The organism is Spirosoma sordidisoli (assembly GCF_004138325.1).
Taxonomy (GTDB): Bacteria; Bacteroidota; Bacteroidia; order Cytophagales; family Spirosomataceae; genus Spirosoma; species Spirosoma sordidisoli.
The window spans coordinates 316,956-343,753 of record NZ_SBLB01000004.1; the positions used below are offsets into that span (position 1 = coordinate 316,956).

Below are 26,798 nucleotides of genomic sequence, written 5' to 3' on the forward strand. Positions count from 1 at the left end.
TGTAATACTGGGTTATGAGTGGTGAGCGATGAATGAATCTGGTGGCCATGAACAAACACAGAGGAGCCGTATGGCTCCGCTCCTGGCGCATCACTCATCGTTCAGAAATTACCGCCTTCTGCGGTCATTGTTTCGATTGTTGTTTGGTCGCTGCCCGCCCTGGCCCGAGTTGCCATCGCGGTCGTTGCGGTTGCCGAAGTTACGCTGCCCGCCCTGGTTGTTGGGTCGGCTACCCTGATTTCGGTTGGGTCCGCCAAAGTTATTGGGCCGACCGGGGCCGTCGTTGCGGTTGCGGTTGTTCTGGTTGCGGTAGGCGTTGTTGTTTCCACCCCCGCCAATCCGCTGCGGCTGTACCTGATCGCCGGTTCGTTCGCGGGGGGTTGCTTCGACCAGACCCTCTTCCCGAATCAGCTGGATATCGGGGCCCAGCTTTCCGTTCGAGAGCTCCAGCAGACTTTGATAGATGGTTTCGTCTTCGACCGATTCTTTGTTCCAGGCCTGATAAAAAGTACGCATCAGCCGGGTCAGATACGATACGAAGGCCCGGCGTTCTTCGGGTTCTTCGAGCGCGATGGCCTTGGCAATGAGCAGGTCGATATTCCGGCCAAAGTGTTTGAACCGCAGGTGATGGGTATTGTACGGTACCGTTTGCGGCTTCTTCCCCAGGGCTTCTTCCGATGGCGGAGGATACGGGCTGTCGACGTCGAGGGTAAATCCGGACATGATGTACAGGTCGTCCCACAACTTATTGTAGTAATCCTGCCCATCTTTCATATTCGGATGGATTTGCCGCATCAACTCAACCAGGATATGAGCATAGCGCGTACGCTTCTCCCGGTCTTCTATGTTGACCATATTGTCAACTAACTTCTGGATACTACTACCGTATTCTTTCAAGGACGTAGCCGGATTCGTGATAAAGAAAGCAAAAGTACGAAAAACCGCCATCAGTGAACAGCGCTCTTCGGCTACGGTCCATAGGGCAAGACAGGAAACCGTACCTTTGCCAGCTACAACACCGATTCTGATCAACTGTTTACATCTGTCCAACTATATGCGCTCCGATTTGACCGATACGCTCCGGCTCAGTATACCGATTGTGATTGCCCAGCTGGGGGTGGTGCTGATGGGGGTTACCGATAATCTTTTTGTGGGGCGGCTGCTGGGGGCGGTACCGCTGGGCGCTGCCGGCCTGGCCAACTCGCTTTCGTTTCTGATGTCGAGCGTGGGCGTAGGCGGCCTGACGGTGGTGGCCGCGCTGGTCTCGACGGCGCGAAGCCAGAACGACCCGGCCGCGGTAAACCGGCTGTTTCGGGCGGGCCTGCGGGTAGCGGTTCTGCTGAGCTTACTCCTGGGCGGCCTCTCGGCCCTGCTGGCCTACTTTTTCGACCTGTTCGGGCAAACGGCTGAAGTAACCGCGCTGGCCCAGACGTTCATGCTGATTCTGAGTGCATCGCTGCTTCCGCTACTGATTTTTGTGGCCGCCCGGCAACTGTGCGATGGGCTTCGGTACCCGCGCGTAGCTATGGCCATCACGCTGCTGGCACTACTTCTAAACGCCGGGTTCAACTACCTGCTCATTACGGGCGCGGGGCCCTTTCCGGCTATGGGCCTGATGGGGTCAGCCACGGCTACCCTGCTGTCGAGGGTATTTATGGCGGTGGCGATGCTGCTTTATATCTACCGGTCGGGTAAGTTCCGGCCGTTCCTGGAGTCGGCCTATGCGGTACTGCCTACAACCAAAGAGGTATGGACTGTACTGCGGCTGGGCATTCCGGGGGGACTTACGTTCTTTTTTGAGGTAGCTACCTTCTCGCTGGCCGTGGTGATTGTCGGCTGGCTCGGCGAAGACCGGCTGGCCGCCCACCAGATTGCGATCAACATGGCCTCGGTGACCTACATGATGGCCACCGGCATCTCATCGGCGGCTGCCATCCGGGTTGGGGCTGCCGTGGGGCAACGCAGCAGCGCCGGGGTTCGGCGGGCGGGCGTAGCTGCGTTTCTGCTATCGATCGGCTTCATGAGTCTGGCCGCCCTGATCTTCCTGACGGCCAACGAATGGCTGGTGTCGTTATACATCCGCGACAATCCGGCGGTGTCGACCATAGCGGCTACGCTGGTCATCATGGCGGGCTTCTTTCAGCTGTCAGACGGTATTCAGGTTGTGGCCCTGGGCAGCCTGCGGGGTCTGTCAGACGTAAACGTACCGACGCTGATTACACTGTTTGCCTACTGGGTGGTGGCGCTGCCCATGAGTTACGTGCTGGCCTTTCCGTTCGGCCTCGATGCGGTCGGTGTCTGGATCGGTCTGCTGGCCGGGCTGACCCTGGCGGCCATTCTGCTCACCTGGCGGTTCTTCCAGCGGGTACGTCGCCTACCGATGCTGACCGAATCGGCTCCGCGCTAGCGTTACCGCATCGTTTCCAGCAATTCGTCGCGCGTAGGACGGTCGGCGGTGAGGTCGTAGGCAATTCCGTTCCGGTCGAGGTGATCGATGAAGTCGCGATACTGGTCTTTCTCGACTGAGAATACATACCAGTTGGCGTACGGTTCGTTGAAGAGTTCGACCTCGGTAAGCGAAGCCTGTCGTTGCAGGCCCTGGTATTGGGCAGTGTCGAGACTATCCTGTCTGATCAGAAAGTACCACATAAGAAGCTGGATGGCTGGCGTAGAGTAGTAACAAAAACCCCGCGCAACGGTTCGCTGCGCGGGGTTGGTAGCCAGTATTGGCCCTGATTATTTATTAACGGCCAGGATGTAATCGGCCAGTACCAGACCGGCTTCGTTCAGAAACAGGTCTTTCTTTTTCTTGGGCGCATTGGGCGATCCGGTTTCGTCGATCGGTGCCGTCACCTGCGATACTTTGCTGGCAGCGGCCCGCTTCCGCTCGGCTTCTTCCCGCTCTTTCCGGCGTTTGCTCTCGAGGAGCGATACAACCGTGTTCTCCTTGGCTTTCCGGAAGTCGGCCAGATCCTGCGCCAGTTGCTTCAGCTCGGGGTCCGACTTCAGCCGCTGATCGAACCGGGTCCGCAGCCGGGTCAGGATCTTGTCATCGATCCCGCGCGATTGTTCGTAGCGGGTTGCGTTGATCTGATCCCAGGGCAGGGCGCTTGGCTGTGAGCTTTCGCCGTACTCTTCGGCCGAGAATGCCGAGGGGAGTTCAACATCCGGCGTAACGCCCCGATGCTGGGTGCTGCTGCCGTTGATACGGTAGAACTTCTGGATCGTCATTTTCACCTGACCCACCTTCTCGGGCTCTTTGGGCAGCCACTGGTTCAGATCGATCAGCGTTTGTACCGTACCCTTACCAAACGTCTGGCCACCGACAATGATGCCCCGCTTATAATCCTGAATAGCCGCGGCAAAAATTTCCGATGCCGACGCGCTGAACCGGTTTACCAGCACCGCCATCGGACCGTCGTAGAATACCGACCCGCCGTCTTTATCCGAATACACTTCGGTTTCGCCGGTCGATTCTTTAACCTGAACAACCGGGCCTTTCGGAATAAAGAGACCCGTCAGGTCGATGGCTTCGGTCAGCGACCCACCGCCATTATCGCGCAGGTCGATGACGATACCGTCTACTTTCTCGCCTTTCAGCTCTTCAACGAACTTCTTCACGTCGCTGGTCGTGCTGCTGAACCCTTCTTCACGCCGACGGGCACCTTCAAAGTCGCGGTAGAACATCGGAATGTTGATCACACCGATCTTGAACGTACGGCCGTTGTCCGATACTTCGATGGTTTCTTTCTTGGCACGCTGCTCTTCCAGTTTGATTTTCTCACGAACCAGACGGATTTCTTTCGGCGGTGCACCGGCAATCGCATCGGGCGATACGACATGCAGCCGGACTACGGTTCCTTTGGGTCCTTTGATCAGTTTGACCACTTCGTCGACCTGCCAGTTCATGGTGTTGACCATCGGGCCATTATCGCCCTGGGCCACCCCCGCAATCTTGTCGTTGGTTTTCAGCAGGTTGCTCTTAAATGCTGGTCCGCCGGGCAGTACGCTCGTGATTTTGATGTAATCGCCATCTTCCTGCAACATAGCCCCGATTCCTTCCAGCGACTGGCTCATTTCCTGATTGAACCGGTCAGCATTGCTGGGCGATAGGTAGTTGGTATGCGGGTCGAGTGCTTCGGCAAACGAGTTCATGTACAGCTGAAATACCTCGGCGCTCTTGATCCGGTTGATCGCCCGGTCGAGGTTGTTGTAGCGCTGCGTCATGGTAGCCGTTACCGCACTGTCGCTCCGGTTGCCCAGCTTCAGCTCCAGAGCCTGGTTCTTCAGAATTTTACGCCACAGATCATTTTGCTCGTCGACCGATTTTGGCCAGGCCGCTTTTTCGCGGTCGGTGTTGAAGCTTTCGTCGGCGGTAAACGTGAACGGCTTCTTCAGCTGTTCTTTAATGAACGTACTGCGCTCCTGGTAGCGCTTCCGGAATACATTGTACAGATCGTAGGCAGCCGTCAGGTCGCCATTGACGAGGGCGTCGTCGATCTGATACCGGTATTTCTCGAAAGCGGCCACGTCAGACGCCAGCAGGTACGTTTTATTATTATCGACCTCTTTCAGGTAGTTGTCCCATACAACCGACGACAGCGAATCGTTCAGCCGAACTTTCCGGTAGTGGTAGGTCGTCAGCAGTTTAGCCACCAGTGTCTCTACTTTCTCCTGCGACATCGACGGTTTCAGTTCGTCGATGGGGCCGGATGAGACGGTGCGCATGGATGCACTGCCCGGGGTAGACGCTCCCGAAGGCGAATCCGGCTGAAAGCTCAGCATCAGCACGGGTACAAGGGTTACCAGATATTTTTTCATCCGCTTTCGTTGATGAAAAGGTGAACAGCTCAGCGGACGAATTATCTGGTCGTCGGTACGCCCTGTGGTCGGTTCACCTTTTCGCTCATTTATTGTTTAACGATATCCAACAACTCGACGTCAAACACCAGCGTTGATCCGGGTTTGATGTCAGGACCGGCGGCCCGATCCCCATAGGCCAGCTCAGACGGGATGTATAGTTTCCACTTCGAGCCAACCGGCATTAGCTGCAACGCTTCTGTCCAGCCTTTGATTACTTCCGAAACGCCAAACTCGGCGGGCTGACCGCGCTCGACCGAACTGTCGAATACTTTACCGTCGAGCAGTTTACCGGTGTAGTGTACTTTAACCCGATCCGAGGCTGTTGGTTTGGCACCCGTGCCTTCTTTTTCGACTGAATATTGCAGTCCGCTGGCGGTCGTGGTCACACCAGCCTTCGCCTTGTTCTCAGCCAGAAACGCGTTTCCTATTTTCTTGTTCTCGGCCGACTCCTTCATGGCTTCGGCATTCTTGGCGGCAAACTGCTTCTGCTGGAAAGCATTCATCACAGCGCCAGCCTCGTCAATGGTCAACCGGGTTTTTTGTCCTTTTAGCGCGTCTTCCAGTCCCTGCGCCAGCAGCGCGTTATTCAGATCGGTCATGCCCTGCTGCTTTAGGCTCTGCGCCATGAACAGGCCTATGCTATAGCTGATTGAATCACGACTGGAGGTAATGGCACCGGCAGCAGCGGGCCGGGGCGGAGCGGCAGCCGGGCGGGCGGCCGGTTTGGGAGCAGGTTTTTTCGTTTGCGCGGAGGCCGAACCGGCCACAAAAACGGCCGATACCATACCGGCCAACATCCATTGGTTGAACTTCATGCGAACAAGTAACAGGGTGATTGTAACAAAAAGGTATTTATTGGTAAAACACGAACGGATAACGGAAAAGTTTGGCAATGATTGCTTTCCGGGAAATTTTAACCTCCTTTTCAGATCGATTTTGCGTTTGATAAAAGTAGCATTTTTCACGCCAGGCTGCAATCCCGGGCTCGTAAAAATACGCTGAATCGGGACGAACGGTTTTTCGCACGGCCCAGCGGCCTGGCCCAATCGACCGAACGTATCGGAAAAGTCTAATTTACAGGAAGCGAAAACGAGAATTAACACGTTTTTATGAAATTTTAGTCGTACCTTTGCGGCCGAAAAATCAATCGTTTTAACTCATCCCAATACATATGGAATCCGTAAGACCCGACGAGATATCGGCCATTCTGCGCCAGCAATTAGCCGGCACACAGTCAGAAGCTGAACTCGAAGAAGTCGGTACGGTGCTGCAAATCGGCGACGGCGTAGCGCGTATCTACGGCCTCTCGAAAGTGCAGGCCGGCGAATTGCTGTCGTTCGACAATGGGCTTCAGGCTATGGCGCTGAACCTCGAAGAAGATAACGTAGGAGCCGTATTGCTCGGCGACTACTCGGAAGTAAAAGAAGGCGATACCGTTAAGCGCACCGACCAGATTGCCTACGTAAACGTGGGCGATGGTATCCTGGGCCGGGTTGTTAACACCCTCGGTCAGCCTATCGACGGTCTCGGTCCTATTCAGGGCGAGCTGTATCCGATGCCGCTGGAGCGTAAAGCACCGGGCGTAATCTATCGCCAGCCGGTAAACGAACCGCTGCAGACAGGTATCAAAGCTATCGACGCCATGATCCCCATCGGTCGGGGCCAGCGCGAGCTGATCATCGGCGACCGCCAGACGGGTAAAACCGCCGTGGCTGTTGACACGATCATCAACCAGAAAGAATTCTTTGACAAAGGCGAGCCGGTATTCTGTATCTACGTAGCCTGCGGTCAGAAAGCGTCGACCGTGAAGCAGGTAGAGCAGACGCTCCGCAAAGCGGGTGCTATGGACTATACGGTAGTCGTATCGGCCAGTGCCTCTGACCCTTCACCGATGCAGTTCTTTGCTCCGTTTACGGGGGCTGCCATCGGCGAGTACTTCCGCGATACGGGTCGTCCGGCCCTGGTTGTGTATGACGATCTGTCGAAACAGGCCGTTGCTTACCGCGAAGTATCGCTGCTGCTGCGTCGGCCACCAGGACGCGAAGCCTATCCCGGCGACGTATTCTACCTGCACAGCCGTCTGCTGGAGCGGGCCGCCAAAATCAACGCCAACGATGAGATTGCCCGCAACATGAACGACCTGCCCCCTGTCCTGAAGGATAAGGTTAAAGGCGGTGGTTCGCTGACGGCGCTGCCCATCATCGAAACGCAGGCCGGTGACGTATCGGCTTACATCCCGACCAACGTAATCTCGATCACCGACGGTCAGATCTTCCTGGAGTCGAACCTGTTCAACGCCGGTATCCGTCCGGCCATCAACGTAGGTATTTCGGTATCGCGGGTGGGTGGTAACGCGCAGATCAAGTCGATGAAGAAAGTGGCTGGTACGCTGAAACTCGACCAGGCTCAGTTCCGCGAGCTCGAAGCGTTTGCCAAATTCGGTTCTGACCTCGATGCCTCAACCAAACTGACCATCGAACGTGGTCGGCGGAACCAGGAGATCCTGAAGCAGCCGCAGTACTCGCCGGTGAAGGTAGAGCAGCAGGTTGCCATCATCTACGCATCGATTAACGGTATGATGGATAAGGTGCCGGTCAGCAAAGTAAAAACCTTTGAAGGCGAATTTGCCGCCGTGCTGGACGCTCAGTACCCCAACGTACTGGCCGACCTGCGGGCTGGCAAACTGACCGACGAAGCCACCGCTGCCATCAAGAAAGTAGCAGCCGATCTGTCGGCAAATTATTAATCTGGGTTTACGGTCTTCAGTTTTCGGTTTATGATTAACGGCCCGCTGGTCGGCCATCGTAAACCGAAAACTGTTCACTGAATACCGCTCACTGAACTATGGCATCTCTAAAAGAAGTACGCAACCGGATAGCGTCGGTCAACTCGACCCAGCAGATTACCAAAGCCATGAAAATGGTGGCGGCTGCCAAGCTACGTCGGGCGCAGGACAATATTACGCAGTTGCGGCCTTACGCCCAGAAGCTGAGCCAGATGCTGGGCACGGTATCGGCCGGGGCCGAAACGGCGTCAGATAGCCCGTACAAGCAGGCACGTCCTGTTGAGCGGGTGCTGTTGATTGTCGTTACCTCAGACCGCGGGCTGTGTGGCGCGTTTAACACCAACGCCGTAAAAGGCGCGTTGACGCTGCTCGATCAGAAGTATGCAGCCCAGGCTCGTTCGGGTAATGTAGAGATCATGGCGATCGGGAAGAAAGGCGCCGAAGCATTTCAGCGCCGGGGCTTCCGGGTCAACACGACGCACGTCAACACCTTTGGGTCGCTGAATTTCGGAACGGTGAAAATAGCCGCCGAAGAAGCCATGGACGGTTTTGCCGCCGGACGCTACGACGCCGTAGAGATTATCTACAACGAATTTAAAAACGCGGCTGTCCAGATCGTACGGGCCGAGCAGATGTTGCCCATCGTAGCAACGCCCCCGGCAGCCGGTGCGGCCGCTGCCATCAACTACACCTTTGAGCCATCGGAAGAGGAGATCGTTACCGAACTGATTCCCAAGACGCTCAAAACGCAGCTGTACAAAGCCGTTCTGGACTCCAACGCTTCAGAGCACGGGGCGCGGATGACGGCCATGGACAAGGCGACCGACAACGCCGGTGAGTTGTTGAAAGAGCTGAAGCTGGTTTACAACCGAACCCGCCAGGCCGCCATCACGACCGAAATTCTCGAAATCGTGGGTGGTGCCGAAGCGCTGGCCAATGCCTAAGCCACTTCCATTCCGGTTCCATAAAAAAAAGACCCTGCTGGTAAACGGCAGGGTCTTTTTTTGGGTCCTGTATAAAGTAGACCGTTATTGAACATCGGCGGCAAACGAGACGTACTACCCGGCTTCTTTTCTGCAACGAAATGGCCGGCCGGCACGTACCGTAATCGTGGATGTAACCGCGCCCGACGTCACCGGCTGTTCATTTATAACAGTAGCCGGCAGAACGCCTTGTTACCTGCTGATTATCAACATATTGACGGACAATCAGGAACAAATAAAGCGCATCATTTCCGGAACCAATACCAGGGCCATTTAGTTATTTAGATGTCACATACGAACAACACAATCCAGTGCGTTTAGTAGTTGGTTTGACACCGCTTAACGATACAAAAACTCATGAAACTCAAAGGCATAATCAGCAGTCTGTTCGTCGTCGGTACGCTGGCGTCCTGCGCCCCGGCCATTACGGTCAAGTACGATTACGACCCCAAAGTGAACGTTCGTCAGTTCACGACCTACCGCATCGAAGCCGACCGGCAGCGCAATGCCGACCCGATTGTGGGGAGCAACCTGAACCAGCGCCGGATTGCCGACGCGCTCGACCAGTCGCTCAAAGCTCGCGGTTACAAACCCGTCACCCAGGGCGAAGCCGATCTGGTTGTCCGGTTCTTTACCGACGCCCGCGACCGGCAGCAAATTCAGTCGAACAACACCATGAGCCCCTGGGGCTGGGGTTGGGGCGGCTGGGGCATGCCAAACCAGGTTTACTCCCGGCAGTATGAAGAAAACCGGGTGGTGATCAACGTCATCGACGCCCGTACCAACGACATCGTATGGCAGGGATGGGCAACGGGTCAGCTTAACAACCGGAACAAAGAGCGCGACCGCGATCAGGCGTTCCGCGAGACGGTGACCAGCATCATGAAGAACTTCCCCGAGAGTGCCGGACAGGACTACGGAGCGGCTCGCTAACCAGGCATATACCCTCCATTGAAAAGTCTGCAACTTTAATAGGTTGCAGACTTTTTTTGTGGTGACCTTTCATGAATTTTTGGTCATAAGGGTGTTATGTCTGCCGTAAATCGAGGAGTTGTGTATTCGCTTTTGACAGTCGTGTTGGTGCTGCTGATGGGCATTGCGGGCCTGCTTGCGGTTGCTTACTACCGTCATCAGCGGCTGGCCGACGAGACGACCGATCTCAGACGTAACCTAACCCAGCAGCAGGGACAGATCAAAACCCTTCAGGAACGCCTGCAGGATTGCGATACCAATTCGTCAGAAGCCCCTGTCGACACCTCCTGGGGGTATGTACCCAAAGCAGATTCTCTGGATGTGCTTCGGCAGGTGTCATGGACCATGCAGTGAACGTTCTCTCAATATAGATGCAGTAAATATCCTCTCAATATATTCATCCATGCCAGCTTATATGACACCATCCACACACTAATCTGGCAAGTACGTTACGAAAAAGCCCCCTGACTCAGGAGGCTTTTTTTTGTATCCTAATGCAACGATTCTTCCGGCATTCGGTTACGGACCGGCCGGGCGCAACAGCCAGCCGGTTTGCCCGTTTGGTCGCCGTACGAGCTGAAACGAGCCCGTTGTGGCCAGTACCTCCAGCGGGGTGCCGGCAGCCAGCGTATCGATCGTAGCCGCCGACGCATCCGCCGTATCGAGCAGGTTACCCGGCGTAGTCAGGCGCAGGCTCCGCAGCGGCCGTCTGACGGGTTCGGTAGCCTTGCTGGTTACATAACCCACCAGACCGTCGGGCAGCTCGACCCGTAGCCAGGCCTGCGTACCACCTACTATTACCGCCCCGGCCTCTCTGGCTACCTCACGCAGTACGGGCGAGTCGCTGGTGGGAGACAGACGCACCGTCGACCGGGCTACCGATACCCGAACTGAATCGCCCAGCCGGGCATCGTCGAGCAGGACCTGCCGGGCCGGACCCCGCCCCAGCCGGATAAACGGAAGCGGATCAGTGGCACCTTCGCTAAATCCGTAAATGCCAAAATGCAGGTGTGGGCCCGTAGTACGGGCGTCTCCCGTGTTCCCCACAAACCCGATTGTATCCCCTACCGACACGCGCTGCCCGTTGGTCACATGCCAGCGGTCGAGGTGGGCGTAGTAGAGCCGTATATTCCGTTCGTTGTCGGTCAGGAAAGCCACGTTTCCGCCCAGGCTATTGGTGCCAACGCCCGTAACCACACCATCGACGGCAGCCACGGCGGGAGTTCCGCGGGGGGCGAAGATGTCGACCCCTTCGTGTCGCCGGCGACCGGCATCGCGCGACGCCCCGAAGAAACTGCTGATCTGTCGGCTGTCGCGGCCCTGTACCGGAAAACTCAAGGCCGGCTCGCGGGTAATCGATACCGTATAACGCCCGGTCCGGAGCAGTTCAGGCTGTATCCGAATCAGGTAAGTCTGGGTTTTACGAGGCTCCCAGGCCAGTACGTTCGTATCGGCTTTGGAGCTGGCTACCAGACTGGTCCGATTGCGGGAATCGAGCGCGAATATGTCGATGAACACCTGCGTGTCGGAACGGCCCTGCGTTTCTACCCGCACCAGCATCCGATCGCCCCGCTGGACATCGATCCGGTACCCAACCGCAAATGCCCTGGAAGCCGAAAAGTAGCCGCTTTCCCGGTACGGCACCGTAATCCGAAGCGAGTCGGTCAGGGCCCGTTCGCCAGCCGTTATCCAGTCGGTACCGAGGGCGGTTTTATCGAGTTTAGCCGTTTTGAGCGACTGTCCATACTGATCATGAAGCGAGGATGGCCGGAACAGACTGGCTGTAGGTCCTACGCCGGTACACGCCCCCAAACACCCCGCCAGCAGGGGGGCCAGCCAATAACGAGATACAAGTTTATTTATCATACTATGCCTATAGTAGCAAACGAATTTTACACCGCCCGTATTTTCCACGGGTCCGGCAATGCGCCGGTACCGGTAAATAGCTACCGGCTTCCTTACGGATTATAGGGTGAACAAAGAAAAATCAAGTATGTTGATAGGCATTATATGTAAACAGCATACGTTATGGAAAGCCAGGCTAAACTGGCGGGTCACGCGGCCCACCCTATCCTAATCGTTTTTCCGCTGGGCCTACTGGCAACGGCGGTTCTTTTCGACGTGGTTTATCTGCTAACCGACAATTCGGTGTTTGCACTGGTAGCGTACTGGATGGTGGTAGCGGGCCTGCTGGGCGGGGTGGCTGCGGCTCTGCCCGGCTGGATCGACTGGCTGGCTATTCCGGGCGGCACCCGCGCCAAGCGCATCGGTTTGCTGCATGGCGTAGGCAACGTGGTTGTCCTGCTACTGTTCGCCGTCAGCTGGCTGTTCCGGCGCGACGAAGCGGGCCACGTACCGTCGGTCGTAGCCATGAGCCTTTCCTTCGTTGCCTTTGCCCTGGCCGGGGTAACGGGCTGGATGGGCAGTGAGCTGGTGGAGCGGCTGGGTGTTGGTGTCGACGATGGCGCGCACCTCAACGCGCCCAATTCGCTATCGGGTCGGCCGGCTACGGATATAGATGGAAAAGGGGGGCGGGTTACCGACCCGCGAAGTCATCAGCGGTTTGCCTAGGCCTTTTGGCTTCGTTTGGTGAGGTAGTAAACCGGAATACCCAATCCCGCAATCAGCAGGCCCATGCCGGTATTGAACGTCTTCGTATACAGCAGAATTACACAGATAAGCAGCGTAGCGCCAATGTACAGAGCTGGCACGATCGGGTATCCGAATGCCCGGTAGGGTCGCTCGGCGCTGGGCTCGGTACGCCGGAGCCGAAACAGCCCGGCAATGGTGATCATGTAAAATATCAGCGACGCGAACGTACAGTAGTCGAGCAGATCACCGTACTTACCCGACAAACACAGCAGCGACCCCCAGATACACTGGTACCAGAGCGCTTTACCAGGTACCGAGTTACGGTTCAGTTCGGCCCCCTGCTTTAGAAACAGGCCGTCCTTCGCCATGGCGTAATACAGGCGCGCTCCGGCCAGAATCAGCCCGTTGTTACAGCCGAAGGTCGAAATCATGATCAGCACGGCCATGATGGCCACAGCCACGTTACCAAACAGCGTCGAAACGGCCGCCGTAGCCACCCGGTCGGCTTCGGCAAACTGGATACCGCGCCCGACGATGTCCGTAGCCAGGGGAGAGCCTTTGAGGGGCAACAGCGATAGGTACGAGACGTTGGCCAGGAAGTAGATAACGGTTACGATCACCGTTCCGAAGAACAGGGCCAGCGGAATATTCCGGCGGGGGTTCTTGATCTCGCCCGCAATGAACGTTACGTTATTCCAGGCGTCGGCCGAGAAGAGCGATCCAATCATTGACGTACCGAAAGCCAGCAGCAGCGCCATGCCAGTCAGCGGCAGCACCTCGCCGGTAGCCGTGGCTGTACTGGCCTCCCAGGCATTTTCGAGGTTGGTACCCAGCAAACCCGTACTCAGGCCCAGCGTAATGCCCACTACGATTAACCCGACCAGGGCCAGTAGTTTGGCCGAGGTGAATACATTCTGAATCAGCTTACCGCTCTGCACCCCCCGGCTGTTGAGCCAGGTCAGCAGCACCAGGCTGGCAATGGCAAACAGCGACCCCGCCGAAATCTTGATCGGCCCGAGTACCAGCAACACGTTGTCGGGGCTAAGTGCCGGAATAAATACCGCAGTATATTTCGTGAACGCTACGGCTACAGCCGCTATGGTGCCGGTCTGAATGACGGTGAAGACCGTCCAGCCGTAAACAAACCCCGTCAGCGAGCCAAACGCCCGCTGGATGTAGATGTACTGACCACCCGCTTTGGGCATCATACCGGCCAACTCACCGTAACTCAGCGCTGCCGCTACCGTCAACACCCCCGTCAGCACCCAAAGCATGAGCAGCCAGCCCGACGACCCCAGGTTGCGGGCCATGTCGGCGGTAACGATAAACACCCCCGAACCGATCATGGAGCCGGAAACGATAAGTGTTGAATCAAGCAGGCTCAGCGAGCGTTTAAAATCGGTCTTCTCTTCGGTCAGGAGTTGTTCGGCCATGCGTCAGGGGTGATAAGTGTTACAAGAAGCATCGCAACCGCCGAAAAAGCAAGTTGTCTGAACAGGATGGGTCCTATCGGGTTAGTATGTACCGGCGAACCGCTGGCCATTCTGTCGACCTATGCTTGCTCAACCAGTCACGAACAATACCGTATACAACGCCGACCGCGACATCTGGTGGGATCCCGATGAGTTGTTTTTCATGCTCGAAACCTCCGTCAATCCCGCTCGTATGGGCTACTTCCGGCGTATTCTTCAGCAACAGCAGGTGCCCATCAAACACGCCACCCTACTCGATGTAGGTTGTGGGGGCGGTATCCTGGCCGAAGCCTTTACGCAGATGGGTATGCAGGTGGTAGGCATCGACCCCTCGGCTTCGGCCATCGATACGGCGCGCCATCATGCCAGCCAGCAACAGCTTCCCATTACGTATGTGGTTGGCGAAGGAGAGCGACTTCCTTTTGCCGATGCGTCTTTCGATTATGTCAGCTGCTGCGACGTCCTTGAGCACGTCCGCGATGTCGATACGGTCATCCGCGAGATCAGCCGGGTGCTGAAACCGGGCGGCCTTTTTTTCTACGACACCGTGAACCGAACGTGGCTGAGCTGGCTCTTCCTGATCAAAATTGCGCAGGACTGGCCGCGCTGGTCGTTCATGCAGCCCGATCAGCATCGCTACGACCGCTTTATTACCCCCGCTGAGCTCAGCCAGACCCTTAAGCAGGTCGGCCTGGTCAACCAACAAACCCGCGGCATGGTAGCCGACTACAACGTACTCAAAACACTCTATTACCTTCGTCAGCGCACAGCCGGCCGCTGGACATTCCGCCAGCTGGGCGAACGCATGAAGATGCGCGAAGGCCGCGACACCAGCCTCTGCTACATGGGCTGGGGCCGTAAGCAGGCTCACTAACAGCCTTAGCATCCTGATTCCGTGGTCCGTTTCCGTGGTCCGTGAGGACACGGACCACGGAAACGGACCAGCCACGTTGACTACCGGACTTCTACTTCATCGATGGCTAGCTGAGCGGGCTTTCCGGGGTTGCGGAGACCGGCCGGTACGGTGCCGACATTGCGGGCTACCACCCGGACGTAACGGGCCGTGGTCGGGGCAAATTCGAAAGGAAGGCGCGCAAAACCCCGCTTGCCGCCCTCTGCCGCGTTGGTCTTGCTGGTCAACACCGGCCGGAACGTCTTTCCATCATCCGAAACGGCAATGTCTACCTGCCGGGGAAGGCATATGTTGCGGGCCGTGTATTTCAGAAAACCGATCTGTACACTTTGTACTGGCTGCGCCTGCCCGAGATCGATAACCATCCCGAAATCGCCGGCAAACGAGACAACATCGGCCACTTCGTAGCCACCCATACCGCCTGTCTTGCCGTCGGTCAGCATAGCTCCTTTGTCCGGGCGACCCGTTGTCGGTGCGTTCAGGTGCGTATACGACTTCCCCGTCGCCAGCGAGACAATGAACTCTTTCTGGACTTTAGCCAACTGACTCAGCGGTTTCTGATCGGCGAACGCAGCGGCCCGCAGGGAGGTGTTTTTGTCGAGCAACAGCGGCTTCTCGTAGCGGGGCGACTCGCCAGAGGGTATGCTGCCATCCAGCGTGTACCGAATGGCCGAACTGAGTGCATTGGCCGCCATGGCCACCTCCACTCGTCCGTCGGCCGTAGGTTTGGCTGTGAAAGCGGGGTCGTAGACCGTTCGCGAGTAGTTGACCCGCAACCGGTCGAGCCGGTCGAAATAAGCCGGGAGCCGCCGGGAGAAATCGTCGTAATTTTTCAGCGCCAGTGGCGTCCAGGCTACTTCGGCCAGCGCGGCTGCGCGGGGCCAGACCATATACTCGACCTGGGCCGCCGTCGGCAGGTATTCTGCCCAGACATTTCCCTGCACACCCAGGATGTATTTTTGCTGATCGGGTGTCAGCTCAGCGGCCGTTGGGTTGTAGCCATACACCATCGACAGGGGCAAGATGCCGCCAAAGCCCATGGGCTCCTGAGCCGGGTCACCCTGCAGGTGATCCAGATAACAGAACGCGCCGGGTGTCATGATGACGTCGTGCCGCTGACGGGCCGCTTCGATACCGCCTTTCGTACCACGCCAGCTCATAACGGTCGCGTTCGGCGACAGCCCGCCCTCCAGAATTTCGTCCCAGCCGATGATCCGCCGACCCTTACCCGTTACGAACTTATCGATGCGGGTAATGAACCAGCTTTGCAGCTCATTCTCGTTTTTCAGCCCTTCGCGCCGGATCAGCTGCTGACAAAACGCACTTTTGCGCCAGGCGTCCTTCGGGCACTCATCGCCCCCGATGTGAATGTATTTGCCGGGAAACAGATCCATTACTTCGGTCAGCACATGCTGTAGAAAGGTGAACGTTTGTTCCGTAGGGCAGAAAACATCCGTAAACACCCCCCACTTGGTTGCCGGTGTATAGGGGCCCGGCGCGCACGCCAGCTCCGGATAAGCGGCCAGGGCGGCCAGGGCATGACCCGGCATTTCGATTTCCGGCACCACCGTAATCTGTCTGGTAGCGGCATAGCGAACTACCTCCCGCACTTCATCCTGGGTATAAAAACCGCCGTAGGGCTTTCCGTCGAACACCTGCGGGTCATAATCGTCATAATGTCCCACGATCGTCTCGCGTCGCTGCGCCCCAACCTGCGTCAGCTTCGGGTATTTCTTAATTTCGATGCGCCAGCCCTGGTCGTCGGTCAGGTGCCAGTGGAAGGTATTGAACTTGTGCAGGGCCATCAGGTCGATATACCGCTTCACGAACGAGACCGGGAAGAAATGCCGGCTGACGTCGAGATGGAGGCCCCGATATACGTACCGCGGACGGTCCTGAATGCGGCAGGCGGGCATCCGCAGCGACGGTTCGGCCGAGCCGCCAGCCGTTATTTTCGGTTGCAGAACATCGGGCGGCAGGAGCTGGTACAACGTCTGTACGGCGTAGAAAAACCCTTTGGGGCCGGTGGCTTCGATGGTTACCAGCCGGTCGGTGGCATCGATACGATAGCCTTCTTCGCCCAGGGTCGTATCGGTGACGGGCGCAAAGCGGATCAGGTTGCCCGACCCGGCAGCCGACGGGTTCAGGTCCCGAACCGATACGCCCAGCCCTGTGCTGCGGTTGATGGTATTGGCGAATGTATCGACAATGGCTTTCAGGCCAGCCTCTGATACCGGCACCTGGATACTGGTAGACCGACTGATGACAAAATCACCCGCCCGCGGTTCGAGCTGAGCCGGACGCGGAATAATAGAGTATCGTTCCAGCGCCTGCCCGTAGCTTAACCAGGGCATCAGAAATAAGCCAAAAAAGAGAAAAATGGGACGCAATTGCATAAGGTTTTTTGATTCGGCCAAAAATACGGGTTTTCTTGCCATGCCTAAGTCAACGATTTACCTTTGCTTTTGATGATGCGTCTGCTTTTTATTTTGTTTTTTACCGCCACAATCAGCTCGTTTGCGCAACCCAGCCATACCGATGAACCTGCCTACCTGACTACGCCAGCCCTGGCTGCTCCGGAAACCCATCATTACGCCATCGAAATTGCCGGTATCCGCGTGGGTACGATGACAGCCACTCGTCAGCCCCAGGCCAACGATCGCACGACCTATACGCTGATCAGCGATGTGAAGGTGCGGCTGCTCGTCTATACGATCAAAATCTATTATAAAGTCATCAACGAGTTTGACGGTAAGAAACTCATGCTGTCGACGGTAGAGGCTACTACCAACCGGGGCAATTACAGCTCCCGCACCGAATGGAAAGGCGATCATTATGACATTGTAGCCAATCAGTACAAATACGACCACAAAGGCACCGAACGGAATACTATTGATTTTACAACATCATCGTTGTACTTTTACGATCCAGGCACTAGAAATCGGGTGTATTCAGAGTATTTCGGCGATTATTTTATGGTTGCGCCGGGGAAACCGGGCCAGTACAATGCCCAGTTCAACGATCGCGAAGACGAATACATCTACGAAGGCGGACGCCTGGTACGCGTCATCAAGCATAACGCCATTAAGAATTTTGTAATGCGGCTGCTGGATTAGTCAGCGGGGACAGAAAAGGAGGGAGAAGCCGCCGGGTACCGACCATCGCATTGTGTGCGAACGTGTCGACGAGCATATCCATCCGTAACGCTGTCGTTCATGACTAACCGTCTACTCCTGGCAGCCGGACTTGGCTGTTTGTTCTGCAAACTCCCCGTTCTGGCTCAATCCTCCACCAACAGTCTGGCTCGTAACGCCGACGCCATTACCACCCTCCTATCGGAACCGGTCGATTTTTGTGGCGAAAGCCTGCCCGTCGATCAACCGGCTGTTACCCACCGCTGGCGCCGGATGCTGAGCCGTCAGGCCGCCCTGGCCAGTAGCCTGGTTGTGCTGAAGCGACGGGCACAGGCGGTTTTTCCGCTGATCGAGCCAATCCTCAAACAATACCGGATTCCGTCCGATTTCAAGTACCTGCCGTTGCTGGAGAGCGCCGTGACCAACCGGGCCGTGTCGCGCCGGGGTGCTGCCGGCTTCTGGCAATTGATGCCCCATACGGCTCAGTCGCTGGGCCTGCGCGTGTCGGGCCGGACAGACGAGCGTTTCAACCTTCAGAAAGCGACGCACGCAGCCTGCCGCTATATTCGTCAGCTATATCAGCAGCTGGGGTCGTGGATGCTGACCGCTTCGGCCTATAACGCAGGGCCGAGCTACATCCAGCAGCTCAGTCGCCAGCACCCCGATACGCACCCCATGGCGCTGCCGTACCGGGCCGCCGAAACCAAAGCCTACCTCTATCAGGCTGTTGCGGTAAAGGAGTTGATTACGCGCCCCGAGGCCTATAGAGACCACCTGAGCAACCAGCACTTCGCGATGCTGACCAGTCAGATACCAGCCACTTTATCATTAATCGAACAGCAGGCCATTCTGGCTTCTTTAGCCAGTCAGGAAACCGCCCCACCCGCTTTGGGCAGCCCGGCGTTCGTGACGGACTCAACCCTGGCGGTTGTTCTGCTAACGGACGAAGAAGATGAAGTGCCAGCCCCGTCGACCGTAGCAGAGCATATTCCGTCGACGGTGACTGCCCACCCGGCTGTTGATGCGATCGGCCCAGGTCGCCTGGCGACGCGAAGTCTGAGCGAGGGGCCCTTATCAGAAGGGCAGCTGTGTGTGTTTCAGGTCATACAACCCCTCACGCTCAATGGATGGACCTTCGCCGTCGGCGACCTGATTCACGCGCATGTTGAACTGATCAACACCACATCGGGACAGGTCTTTCTGCGAACCGACCGACTTATAACAGCCCAAACTCAGGAGACGATTCCCTTACGAATGATCGCGACCGGCGAGCCGCACCATCCGGGTGTCCCACTCCCACCGCGACTCGATGGCTGGGGCCTGAACTGGGAAGTGCTTTGAATCCCCACGCTGCCCGTGGTCGCAGACCCGGGTAGTGGTCAGCAGCGAGAATACGAGTATAGCTCAGACCTGCAATCCCTGCCCGTGGTCGCAGACCCGGACAGTGGTGAGCAACGAGAATACGCTTCCGGAGCAGGGCATAGCCTGTATTGGTGGCTTTAACCCACGGTCCGGGTCTGCGACCACGGATAGGGGTTAGATTACGCGCGGGCCCTGACGATTTATTTCGGAGATGTAGGCTTCGCTGGTGATGCCTACGCCCAGGAACGCCTGTTGCATGGCTGCTCCGACGCGGCTGGCGGTTTCAGCATCGCGGCTAAGAGCGAACATCGACGGACCCGAGCCGGAAATACTGCACCCCAGCGCGCCACTCTCCAGAGCCGCCTGCTTGGCTTCGTTGAATTCAGGAATCAGAATGGCCCGCACGGGCTCGATAATCACATCGACCAGCGACCGGCTGATCAGATCATAGTCGGGCGTCATCAGACCGGCAATCAGACCGGCCACATTACCCATCTGCGTAATGGTGTTCTTGAGCGAAACCTCGTTTTTGAGGATGAACCGGGCGTCTTTGGTATTGACCTCAATATCGGGGTGAACGAGCGTACAGAAAAGGTTAGCCGTCGTATCGATGCGGATCACATCCAGCGGCTGATAACTTCTGACCACCACAAACCCGCCCAGCAGCGACGGCCCTACATTGTCGGCATGGGCCGATCCGCAGGCAATTCGCTCGCCTTCCATAGCGAACGGGATCAGCTGACGGGTAGTAAGCGGCCGGTCCAGCAGCTCGTTGATCGCAAACACCCCCGCTACGGCGCTGGCGGCACTGGAGCCCAGCCCGCTACCCAGCGGCATCTGCTTGTACAGGACCGCATCGACCCCTACGTCCGTTCGGCCAATGTGCTGCAGGTAGCTCTGAATGGCGATACCGGCCGTATTTCGATGGGCTTCGCGAGGCAGTCGGCCGTCGTCGCCGATGATGTCGGTGATGGTAACGCCCGGTTCCTCGCGCAGGGTGAGGGTGATCTTATCACCGGGGTTGTCGACGGCGAACCCGAATATATCGAACCCGCAGGCTACATTGGCGACCGTGGCCGGGGCAAAGACGTTGATTGACTTCACGATGGGATATGCAAGAAAGGGGCAAGATTAGCGATTTCGGCCCGGAAACGCAACACGAAGCCGGTGAGTCGAGGCTTCCCAACACCATTACCTTCTTTATCGCTAGAATTAATTGATCAATTCTGAACAATAGCCGCTTACGAGCCAGGCCGCTCGCTCAGCAGCCTCGTCCGCTCCTCGCTGGTCAGGCCGTACAACTCAGCCATCAACTCGTCCAGCGCCTGCTCCGGTGCGGAGATATCGGCCTTCGGGTCGTTGCGCAGCATGGTCCGAATGGTCTCGACCAGGGTTTCGACCTGCGCCAGCTGAGTTTCTGAAGCCGGCGGTACCGGCAACTGCGCCAGCCATTCGGGGCTTACGATGCCTTTTTGGCTACGGAGCATAAACTGTGCCACCCGGGAGTTCAGCACAGCCAGCACGTAAGCACTGGCAGGCACCACCAGCGTGGTCTTATGTCCCGAATACATACCCGCTTCGGCCCATGTGGCCACCAGCCCCTGTCCGTACGGGGCTACCACCAGGTGCGGCTGATCATGAACCGAGTCATATTCAGGCAGGTCGGGCAGTTCGTACCAGGCATAGGCACCCGCCCGTCGCCCTTTCCAGCTCCCTTTCAACCCCTCCGGTTTAGGCATGAGTCGCTCTTTATAGGTTTCGAGATGCGCCAGAACAGCCGGATACTGGCCAATATCAACACCCCGGCGGGTCGCGATCAGGTAGGTGGCGGGAGGCAGTGGCTGATAAGGCCGCAGGTTTCGATCGGCCAGATAGGGTCGGATCAGTTCGGCCGAGCGGGGATCGTCGGCCAGGAGCCGGTTCCGGGTAGTCGCATCGATCACGAAGGCGCGGTCGAAACCCGTTCGCAGGCCGGCAAACAGCGACTCGTCCAGATAAGCCCCCAGCGGTTGACCCAGGCTGCTAAGCCGGATCAGCAGGGCCTGCCGGGTCGAATCGGTCAATTGCCAGCCCGCATCGGAAAGCGTATCCAACCGTACAGAAAACGCATGGCGCGCCAGATAATCTCCCAGGTTAGACACGCCCGTATCCACACGCGCGCCCCGGAAGGTTTCAGAAGCCGGCGCCTGCCGAACCGTAAGCAGGCTCATGTCAGCTGTCAGGCCGGGCAGTTCTACCACCTCTTCAATCGCTTTGGTCCGGAGCCAGGTGCGCAGTGGCAGAGCCGCATCGGACTCCATCCAGGCAGCAGGCAGGGCGTAGACCAGCCAGCCGTTCGGACGCAGGAGCGTCAGCCCGCGTTCGACGTATAGCTGATACTGGCTGGCCCGGCTGGTGTAGGTATTGGGGTAGGTCTTCCTGAACAGCGAGCGCCCGTCGCCCGACTCGTCCGGCCGACCGGTTGGGGGCTCACCGATCACCAGGTCAAACCCCACAAAAGTGCCTCCCTCATCGAGCACCGCCGGCCACCCGAACCGCCAGTCGAACCCCTGCCGATAGAAGGTCTGCTTCTGCTGATAAGCCTGCTTTTTACGGGTAAGCTGTTCGGTCAGGCCCTGTACGGCATCGTCCGGAGTTACGAAATCGAACGTTTGGGTAGCCTGGGCCAGCCGGGTTTCGAGCTGCCGGATGTCGGCGTATTCTTTCTGGTCGACAAGGGCCAGCTGCTCGGTCAGCTCCCGAAACTGCCGGAGCCGTAGGCGGAGCTGGTCTTTCCGGATCGGGTCGGCTTCCAGCCTGAAGGCGTCAACGTCGTGTCGGTATTGTTGCCAGGCCACCGGAAACCGATCGCGGAGCAGCTGGCTGCGTACGCTCTCTACCCGAAAATCAGTCGCAAACCGGCTCACCAGCGCGTTGCCGTGCCAGATGACCGTATCCAGATTGGGGATGGGTTCGAGCCACTCGCCGGCGGGCTCGCTCATCAGCGTAGTCGACACCAGCGAAGCGCCGTTGGCACGACTGGCTTCGGTAATCGGCAGCGCAGCCGGTATGATGACGTAGCTGTGCCGCAGCAGTTCGACAGACAGCCGCAGCCGGGTTGCCAGCACCGACCGAATACGGCTATCGACGCCCAGCAGGCACTGCGTCAGCAGCGTTTGTTTTTCCCGGAAGATAGCCTCCTGAACGCGCTGAATTTCAGAATGTCGTAGGCTTTGCGTCGCGCCGGCCGACCGCGCCCCGCCGATTCCCGTCGGGCCAGGCTGGGGCACCTGATAGCGAAACAGTTCGCCACTGGCATCGGCCATGATCAGCTCGGTATCGGCAACGGTTATGTCATACTGGCTCAGTCGCCGGCCAGCCGGATCGATCAGGATGCCCAGCTCCGCTTTGAGCGCCACCAGCTCGTTCAGGGCCGCTGCGAGCCAGCGCCCACTGCCCGCGGCCGGATCGACCAGCCGCACCCGGTTCACCAGTGCGTTGGCTTCGCTGAGATCGACCTCTTTCAGCCGATCGGCCAGCGAGGCCACCTCCGTGCAACCCCATCCAAACTGCTCGTTGAAGCGGCTGATGAGCAGCTTGCGAATCGTTTGCCCCACCAGATAGTCTACGGTCGGGTTGGGGACCAGCGGTGGCTGGCCAGCTTCGGCACTGAAGCGTTCGAACAGGTCGTTCAGCGTAGCCGGGCTGATCAGCGACTTGTTTTCGGGCAGCACCCCCGCTGGTCCGTCGGCCAGGAAATCGTATGCATTCAGGAACGACAGCAGGTACTGAAGCAGAGGCAGTTGCCCCGTCAGTCGGTTGCCCTGCTGATCGGTCAGGATGGTCTGTCCGAACAGGGGCAGTTCCGGCTGGCCGGTCAGCGCGCCGATGCGAAGTCCCTGCCGTTCGGCCTCCGTGGGCTCCACCCAGCCGCTGTTCAGGTACGGCACCGGCCCGTAGCGCGCGGCCAGACTGGCCGATCGGTTCAGGCCGGGCGTGGCCAGCACGTCGAAAAACAGCTCATCCAACTCCTCAAACGTTCGGATATGACGGGGCGTCAGAAACTGAACCGACCGGTCGCCCCGGTGGTAGCTGATGAGCTGTCCTTCGGCCAGTTTCACGAACAGGATCCGGGCCAGCCAGGTCAGGCAGAGCGTCAGCGCAACCGACTCGGCGGTCTCGTCCGGATCGATGGGGGCGGCCTGAGCCAGCCGGATCAGACGCTCCAGCAGCGACCCATCGTGCCGGTCGCCGGCGGGTCGGCGCCCAACGAGCGGCTGCCCCGGCAGCGCGTTCGGGTCGTGGGTAGCGTCGTAAAGCCCGGCGATATGCAGCAGTTCCTGATAGAAGGCCGGGTCGATGGCGGGAGTTTCGTCCGTAACCGGCCATTTATACAAATGCCGGGGCGAGAGAAGCTTATACACCGGAATCAGCAGCGGGTCAGCCTCAGCGGCCGGCAGGGTGAGCGCATCGGCTACCTTGCGCAGATCGAGGCAGGTGACAGGCACCTCGTCGGGCATGTCGCGCAGCACCTTGGCCACTTCGCCGTAAAAAAACGCCGGATCGCGCTTCGACTGCTGCCGAAGCTGATTGAGTTTCTGCAGGCGGGTGTTCTGGTAAAAAAAGCGTCGGAAGTCGTCCGCATCGAAGATAAACCAGTTGTAGACATCGGTAATAATCAACTGGCTGATCGGCTGGTCGGGCGGGTTGGTCTGCTGCTCGAAATAATAAAGAATCAGCTCGTGGAGGGCTCTGACGTTGTTTTTGAGGGTTGTCATCATCTCCCCCGCAAACACCTTTTTGGTACCGATGACCACCCGGGCCGATTGGTCTGATGCTTCGTCCGGCTGCAGAACCAACCCAAACGGCTGGCGGCTGACGCGGCCAAACGGATGGGCCGGATTGCCCTCGGCAGGGAAGGCGTCGGTCAGGAAACCGGCTACGATTGTTTTCTGGTATTCTTCGGATTCGTGTTCATCCAGCCGCGAAAACAGCCGGGCCAGCGCGCGCCTGAACGTATCCAGACGGCTCTGGGGAACCGATTGTTTGGCATAGGCTTTATGGAGGGCCTGCGCGGGTTTTCGAAGACTGAGCCGCATACCGGCAAAGTTACGGGAAACGCCAGAAGCTGCACAGCACCCGGCGAGAAAGACCCCGGCCCGGCCGTAGCAAACACCTGCTCATGCCCCCGGGTCCGACTGGTAGAGAGCCGACCCGGGGGTGTTCACTGCTTTTCCCGATAACGGCTAGTTACCGAAGAGCTGATCCCACATGCCTTTGGCTTTCTCCTTGGCTTCTTCGATCCGGAGGGTCGCTTCGGCTTTCAGCTCATCCAGCTTGACCTGTGCCGCTTCGAGCTGTACGGCTGCGTCGGCTTTCAGCTCATCAATTTTATCTTCGGCCACATCGGATAGCTCGTCGGCTTTGGCAGCCGCAGCCGCAAAGGTGGTTTCGGCCTGCGCCTGCAGATTCGACAGGGTTTCGGACGCGGTCGCTTTAACGACCTCCAGCTGCTGGGTAGCCTGCGCTTTCAGGCTTTCGATGTCGATGTCTTTGCCGACCTCCTGGGCTTTGGCGACCAGCTGATCGCGGAGTTCGTCGAGCTGGGCTGCGGCTGCGTGCAGGTGCTCACCGGCTTCGGTTTTGAAGGCATCCAGCTTTTCGGCTGCGGCCGTTTTGGCAGCCTGTAGTTGCTCAGCAGCAGTGGGTTTCGGATTTGTTTCCATTGGTTTTTACTGGTTTGGCCATAAAGGTAAGCAGCAAAGAAAACCGAAGAAAGTGGAAACTCCAGCCCGATCCGAACCGATCCGGACCGGGTTATACGACCTCCCGAACCGGATTACAGCCAGCGGCTGATAAACTGACTGAACCCGTCTTTGTACTGATCGCTCACGGGAATGGTGGTCGGGCCGATCTGCACCGAGTTTCGGGTTACGGCATCGATGCGGTTGAGGGCTACGATAAACGACCGATGGATGCGCATAAACTGCCGGTTCGGCAACTTTTCTTCGAGCGCTTTCAGGCTGGTCAGCGACAGCAGGGGTTTGTCGGGATCACTTTGCCGGTACACCTTCACATAGTCTTTCAGCCCCTCTATGTACAGAATGTCGTTGTGCGCAATCCGAACCAGCTGATACTCTATTTTCAGAAAGAGGTAGTCCTCCGCCCCGGCAGGCAGGGCAACCAGTTCGGGCGAAGGCGCAGCGGGCCGTGGTTCGGGCCGGTGCAGCAACTCCGCATAGTGGCGTGCTTTGCTGGCCGCCCGCAGAAACTCTTCGTAGTTGAACGGCTTCAGCAGATAATCCAGCGCGTCGACCCGAAACCCGTCGAGGGCAAACCGATCAAAAGCGGTTGTGAAGATGATGCGGGTCGTATGAGCGCCCCGGCCGGTCCGTTCCAGCACCCGGGCCAGCTCCAGCCCCGTCAGGTCGGGCATCTGGATATCCAGAAAAATCACATCTACCTGCTGGTACAACAGCCCCTGTAAAGCTTCGACGGCGCTACTGTACCGGCCTATCAGTTTGAGAAAAGGCGTTTTTTCGATGAAGGCGCAAACCAGCCCCAGGGCCAGCGGTTCATCGTCGACGGCAATGCAGGTCAGGGTCATGGCAGCGTCAGGGTCAGGTGCACGTGGTATTCGCCGGCGGGCGTATGCTCGTCGATCCGCAACACATACTGTTCCGGATACAGCAGATCGAGCCGCCGACGGGTGTTGGTCAGCCCGATACCACCGACCGCTTCGAGCGAAGGCATTTTGATACTGAACACGGTGTTGTAAACGTCCAGCGACAGCTGATCGGTCTGCTGGTCGAGCGCAATATAGATACGGCTGGCCTGGCTGGCACTGACGCCGTGTTTGAACGCATTTTCGACAAAGGGCAGCAGCAGCATGGGCGCCACAAGCCGGTCGTGCAGGGGGTCGGGAAAGTCGACAACAACAGCTACCTTATCGGTAAGCCGGAGTTGCATCAGCTGGATGTAGTCGCTGATAAACGCCAGCTCTTTACTCAGCAGGGTGGTATCGGACTGGGTTTCGTAGAGAACGTACCGCATCATACGCGACAGCCGGTGCAGGGCTTCCCGGGCGGTATCGCCATCAATCAGCGTCAGGGCGTAGATGTTGTTGAGCGTGTTGAAGAAGAAATGCGGGTTGATCTGGGCCTTCAGGAACGAGAGCTCGGAGGTAGTTCTGGCCTGCTCGAGCATGAGCCGCAGGTTGGTATCGGTCTGCCACTTCTGCAACATGGCCAGGCTCGTACTGGACCCCAGCATGAGCAGAGCCGTAAACAGGTTGGGCTGCACCCAGCCGTATAACTTGGGCGTGCCGCTTCCATCCGGATGAAAGGCCCGGTGAACCAGTACGGGCAGGTTGAACCCGAACTCCACGCTGGCCAGTATCGCAAAAATGACCCCCATAATTCCCGCCAGCGCCATCAGGTAGCGGCTCGTCTGGCCAGCCAGCAGCAGCCGGGGCACCAGCACCAGCGCGTTCAGGTAAAACATAGCCGCCATCAGCCCGAAGAAGATAGCCTGCCGCACCCAGAACAGGTCGGGCAGGATCACATCGGAGCTGAACGGTTTGTAAAAAAACAGCAGATAGCCCAGCAGCACCCAACCCAGCAGGTGGCTCAGCAGCGATACATATCGGCGGGGAAACGGAACAACGGCCATACCTGCGTAGAAACACAACAAGTTTACGTCAAATTTGGTCGCGCCCTACCGGCAATCGCCCGCAGGCCCGAA

The 26,798-nt window shown here is 57.9% G+C and carries 21 protein-coding genes; 9 read left to right on the forward strand and 12 right to left on the reverse strand.

Annotated features, from left to right (window positions below; all coding sequences use genetic code 11):
- Nucleotides 1–108: 108 nt before the first annotated feature.
- Complete coding sequence (locus tag EQG79_RS16245) at nucleotides 109–897, reverse strand: DUF4290 domain-containing protein (RefSeq protein ID WP_077923342.1); 789 nt, start codon at nucleotides 895–897, stop codon at nucleotides 109–111.
- A 157-nt stretch (nucleotides 898–1,054) separates the two neighbouring features.
- Between EQG79_RS16245 and EQG79_RS16250 the strand changes: the two genes are divergently transcribed.
- A complete protein-coding gene (locus tag EQG79_RS16250) occupies nucleotides 1,055–2,407 on the forward strand; it encodes an MATE family efflux transporter (RefSeq protein ID WP_129602595.1) in 1,353 nt (450 codons plus the stop codon).
- A gap of 2 nt (nucleotides 2,408–2,409) precedes the next feature.
- Here the strand turns inward: EQG79_RS16250 and EQG79_RS16255 are convergent, their stop codons facing one another.
- From EQG79_RS16255 to EQG79_RS16265, 3 genes are all read right to left on the reverse strand, one after another.
- Nucleotides 2,410–2,649 (reverse strand): hypothetical protein, encoded by a 240-nt coding sequence (locus EQG79_RS16255; protein ID WP_129602597.1) that lies wholly within the window; start codon nucleotides 2,647–2,649, stop codon nucleotides 2,410–2,412.
- A gap of 87 nt (nucleotides 2,650–2,736) precedes the next feature.
- Complete coding sequence (locus EQG79_RS16260; RefSeq protein ID WP_077923292.1) at nucleotides 2,737–4,821, reverse strand: carboxy terminal-processing peptidase; 2,085 nt, start codon at nucleotides 4,819–4,821, stop codon at nucleotides 2,737–2,739.
- Between the two features lie 89 nt (nucleotides 4,822–4,910).
- Nucleotides 4,911–5,678, reverse strand: a complete 768-nt coding sequence (locus EQG79_RS16265; RefSeq protein WP_255376584.1) for an FKBP-type peptidyl-prolyl cis-trans isomerase — start codon at nucleotides 5,676–5,678, stop codon at nucleotides 4,911–4,913.
- Between the two features lie 356 nt (nucleotides 5,679–6,034).
- Between EQG79_RS16265 and atpA the strand changes: the two genes are divergently transcribed.
- The 4 genes from atpA to EQG79_RS16285 all read left to right on the forward strand — a co-directional run bounded on the left by atpA (nucleotide 6,035) and on the right by EQG79_RS16285 (nucleotide 9,957).
- On the forward strand, nucleotides 6,035–7,609 hold the full coding sequence (gene atpA, locus EQG79_RS16270; protein ID WP_077923293.1) for a F0F1 ATP synthase subunit alpha: 1,575 nt from the start codon (nucleotides 6,035–6,037) through the stop codon (nucleotides 7,607–7,609).
- A gap of 98 nt (nucleotides 7,610–7,707) precedes the next feature.
- A complete protein-coding gene (gene atpG / locus EQG79_RS16275; RefSeq protein ID WP_077923294.1) occupies nucleotides 7,708–8,592 on the forward strand; it encodes an ATP synthase F1 subunit gamma in 885 nt (294 codons plus the stop codon).
- Nucleotides 8,593–8,988: 396 nt separating this feature from the next.
- The gene (locus EQG79_RS16280; protein WP_077923295.1) at nucleotides 8,989–9,564 is read left to right on the forward strand and encodes a DUF4136 domain-containing protein; all 576 of its coding nucleotides are present in this window, start codon (nucleotides 8,989–8,991) and stop codon (nucleotides 9,562–9,564) included.
- Between the two features lie 120 nt (nucleotides 9,565–9,684).
- Nucleotides 9,685–9,957, forward strand: coding sequence for a hypothetical protein (locus EQG79_RS16285; RefSeq protein ID WP_236648879.1), 273 nt, complete (start codon nucleotides 9,685–9,687; stop codon nucleotides 9,955–9,957).
- 165 nt (nucleotides 9,958–10,122) lie between these two features.
- On the opposite strand, the gene EQG79_RS16290 is transcribed toward EQG79_RS16285, so the two are convergent.
- Nucleotides 10,123–11,469, reverse strand: a complete 1,347-nt coding sequence (locus EQG79_RS16290; protein WP_129602599.1) for a peptidoglycan DD-metalloendopeptidase family protein — start codon at nucleotides 11,467–11,469, stop codon at nucleotides 10,123–10,125.
- A 162-nt stretch (nucleotides 11,470–11,631) separates the two neighbouring features.
- Between EQG79_RS16290 and EQG79_RS16295 the strand changes: the two genes are divergently transcribed.
- Entirely contained in the window at nucleotides 11,632–12,174 is a 543-nt protein-coding gene (locus EQG79_RS16295; RefSeq protein ID WP_077923298.1) for a DUF2231 domain-containing protein, read from the forward strand.
- Here the strand turns inward: EQG79_RS16295 and EQG79_RS16300 are convergent.
- The gene (locus tag EQG79_RS16300) at nucleotides 12,171–13,628 is read right to left on the reverse strand and encodes an APC family permease (RefSeq protein ID WP_077923299.1); all 1,458 of its coding nucleotides are present in this window, start codon (nucleotides 13,626–13,628) and stop codon (nucleotides 12,171–12,173) included. The genes EQG79_RS16295 and EQG79_RS16300 overlap by 4 nt on opposite strands.
- Before the next feature lie 121 nt (nucleotides 13,629–13,749).
- Here EQG79_RS16300 and ubiG point away from each other — a divergent pair, with 121 nt between their 5' ends.
- On the forward strand, nucleotides 13,750–14,541 hold the full coding sequence (gene ubiG / locus EQG79_RS16305) for a bifunctional 2-polyprenyl-6-hydroxyphenol methylase/3-demethylubiquinol 3-O-methyltransferase UbiG (RefSeq protein WP_077923300.1): 792 nt from the start codon (nucleotides 13,750–13,752) through the stop codon (nucleotides 14,539–14,541).
- A gap of 80 nt (nucleotides 14,542–14,621) precedes the next feature.
- On the opposite strand, the gene EQG79_RS16310 is transcribed toward ubiG, so the two are convergent.
- The gene (locus tag EQG79_RS16310; protein WP_129602602.1) at nucleotides 14,622–16,976 is read right to left on the reverse strand and encodes a beta-N-acetylhexosaminidase; all 2,355 of its coding nucleotides are present in this window, start codon (nucleotides 16,974–16,976) and stop codon (nucleotides 14,622–14,624) included.
- Nucleotides 16,977–17,048: 72 nt separating this feature from the next.
- Between EQG79_RS16310 and EQG79_RS16315 the strand changes: the two genes are divergently transcribed.
- Together EQG79_RS16315 and EQG79_RS16320 are read left to right on the forward strand one after the other, a co-directional pair.
- Nucleotides 17,049–17,696: a DUF6134 family protein gene (locus tag EQG79_RS16315; RefSeq protein ID WP_077923302.1), complete on the forward strand. Its 648-nt coding sequence runs from the start codon at nucleotides 17,049–17,051 to the stop codon at nucleotides 17,694–17,696.
- 99 nt (nucleotides 17,697–17,795) lie between these two features.
- A complete protein-coding gene (locus EQG79_RS16320; RefSeq protein WP_129602604.1) occupies nucleotides 17,796–19,055 on the forward strand; it encodes a lytic transglycosylase domain-containing protein in 1,260 nt (419 codons plus the stop codon).
- Between the two features lie 195 nt (nucleotides 19,056–19,250).
- Here the strand turns inward: EQG79_RS16320 and EQG79_RS16325 are convergent, their stop codons facing one another.
- From EQG79_RS16325 to EQG79_RS16345, 5 genes are all read right to left on the reverse strand, one after another.
- Complete coding sequence (locus tag EQG79_RS16325; RefSeq protein WP_129602606.1) at nucleotides 19,251–20,180, reverse strand: homoserine kinase; 930 nt, start codon at nucleotides 20,178–20,180, stop codon at nucleotides 19,251–19,253.
- Between the two features lie 137 nt (nucleotides 20,181–20,317).
- A complete protein-coding gene (locus tag EQG79_RS16330; RefSeq protein ID WP_129602608.1) occupies nucleotides 20,318–24,154 on the reverse strand; it encodes a DUF7149 domain-containing protein in 3,837 nt (1,278 codons plus the stop codon).
- Between the two features lie 147 nt (nucleotides 24,155–24,301).
- A complete protein-coding gene (locus EQG79_RS16335) occupies nucleotides 24,302–24,781 on the reverse strand; it encodes a hypothetical protein (protein WP_129602610.1) in 480 nt (159 codons plus the stop codon).
- Between the two features lie 113 nt (nucleotides 24,782–24,894).
- Nucleotides 24,895–25,662 carry a LytR/AlgR family response regulator transcription factor gene (locus tag EQG79_RS16340; protein WP_129602612.1) on the reverse strand — a complete coding sequence of 256 codons (768 nt, stop codon included), beginning with the start codon at nucleotides 25,660–25,662 and terminating at the stop codon, nucleotides 24,895–24,897.
- Complete coding sequence (locus tag EQG79_RS16345) at nucleotides 25,659–26,726, reverse strand: sensor histidine kinase (protein WP_129602614.1); 1,068 nt, start codon at nucleotides 26,724–26,726, stop codon at nucleotides 25,659–25,661. The genes EQG79_RS16340 and EQG79_RS16345 overlap by 4 nt, the downstream gene beginning before the upstream one ends.
- Nucleotides 26,727–26,798 lie beyond the last annotated feature (72 nt).

Excerpts from the sequence above, each read along its gene's own strand:
- EQG79_RS16345 (WP_129602614.1), bottom strand. The coding sequence starts at position 26,726 with ATGGCCGTTGTTCCGTTTCCCCGCCGATATGTATCGCTGCTGAGCCAC.
- EQG79_RS16255 (WP_129602597.1), bottom strand. The coding sequence starts at position 2,649 with ATGTGGTACTTTCTGATCAGACAGGATAGTCTCGACACTGCCCAATAC.
- EQG79_RS16300 (WP_077923299.1), bottom strand. The coding sequence starts at position 13,628 with ATGGCCGAACAACTCCTGACCGAAGAGAAGACCGATTTTAAACGCTCG.
- EQG79_RS16340 (WP_129602612.1), bottom strand. The coding sequence starts at position 25,662 with ATGACCCTGACCTGCATTGCCGTCGACGATGAACCGCTGGCCCTGGGG.
- EQG79_RS16320 (WP_129602604.1), top strand. The coding sequence starts at position 17,796 with ATGACTAACCGTCTACTCCTGGCAGCCGGACTTGGCTGTTTGTTCTGC.
- EQG79_RS16295 (WP_077923298.1), top strand. The coding sequence starts at position 11,632 with ATGGAAAGCCAGGCTAAACTGGCGGGTCACGCGGCCCACCCTATCCTA.
- atpG (WP_077923294.1), top strand. The coding sequence starts at position 7,708 with ATGGCATCTCTAAAAGAAGTACGCAACCGGATAGCGTCGGTCAACTCG.
- ubiG (WP_077923300.1), top strand. The coding sequence starts at position 13,750 with ATGCTTGCTCAACCAGTCACGAACAATACCGTATACAACGCCGACCGC.
- atpA (WP_077923293.1), top strand. The coding sequence starts at position 6,035 with ATGGAATCCGTAAGACCCGACGAGATATCGGCCATTCTGCGCCAGCAA.
- EQG79_RS16335 (WP_129602610.1), bottom strand. The coding sequence starts at position 24,781 with ATGGAAACAAATCCGAAACCCACTGCTGCTGAGCAACTACAGGCTGCC.
- EQG79_RS16265 (WP_255376584.1), bottom strand. The coding sequence starts at position 5,678 with ATGAAGTTCAACCAATGGATGTTGGCCGGTATGGTATCGGCCGTTTTT.
- EQG79_RS16310 (WP_129602602.1), bottom strand. The coding sequence starts at position 16,976 with ATGCAATTGCGTCCCATTTTTCTCTTTTTTGGCTTATTTCTGATGCCC.
- EQG79_RS16315 (WP_077923302.1), top strand. The coding sequence starts at position 17,049 with ATGATGCGTCTGCTTTTTATTTTGTTTTTTACCGCCACAATCAGCTCG.
- EQG79_RS16290 (WP_129602599.1), bottom strand. The coding sequence starts at position 11,469 with ATGATAAATAAACTTGTATCTCGTTATTGGCTGGCCCCCCTGCTGGCG.
- EQG79_RS16330 (WP_129602608.1), bottom strand. The coding sequence starts at position 24,154 with ATGCGGCTCAGTCTTCGAAAACCCGCGCAGGCCCTCCATAAAGCCTAT.
- EQG79_RS16260 (WP_077923292.1), bottom strand. The coding sequence starts at position 4,821 with ATGAAAAAATATCTGGTAACCCTTGTACCCGTGCTGATGCTGAGCTTT.
- EQG79_RS16250 (WP_129602595.1), top strand. The coding sequence starts at position 1,055 with ATGCGCTCCGATTTGACCGATACGCTCCGGCTCAGTATACCGATTGTG.
- EQG79_RS16280 (WP_077923295.1), top strand. The coding sequence starts at position 8,989 with ATGAAACTCAAAGGCATAATCAGCAGTCTGTTCGTCGTCGGTACGCTG.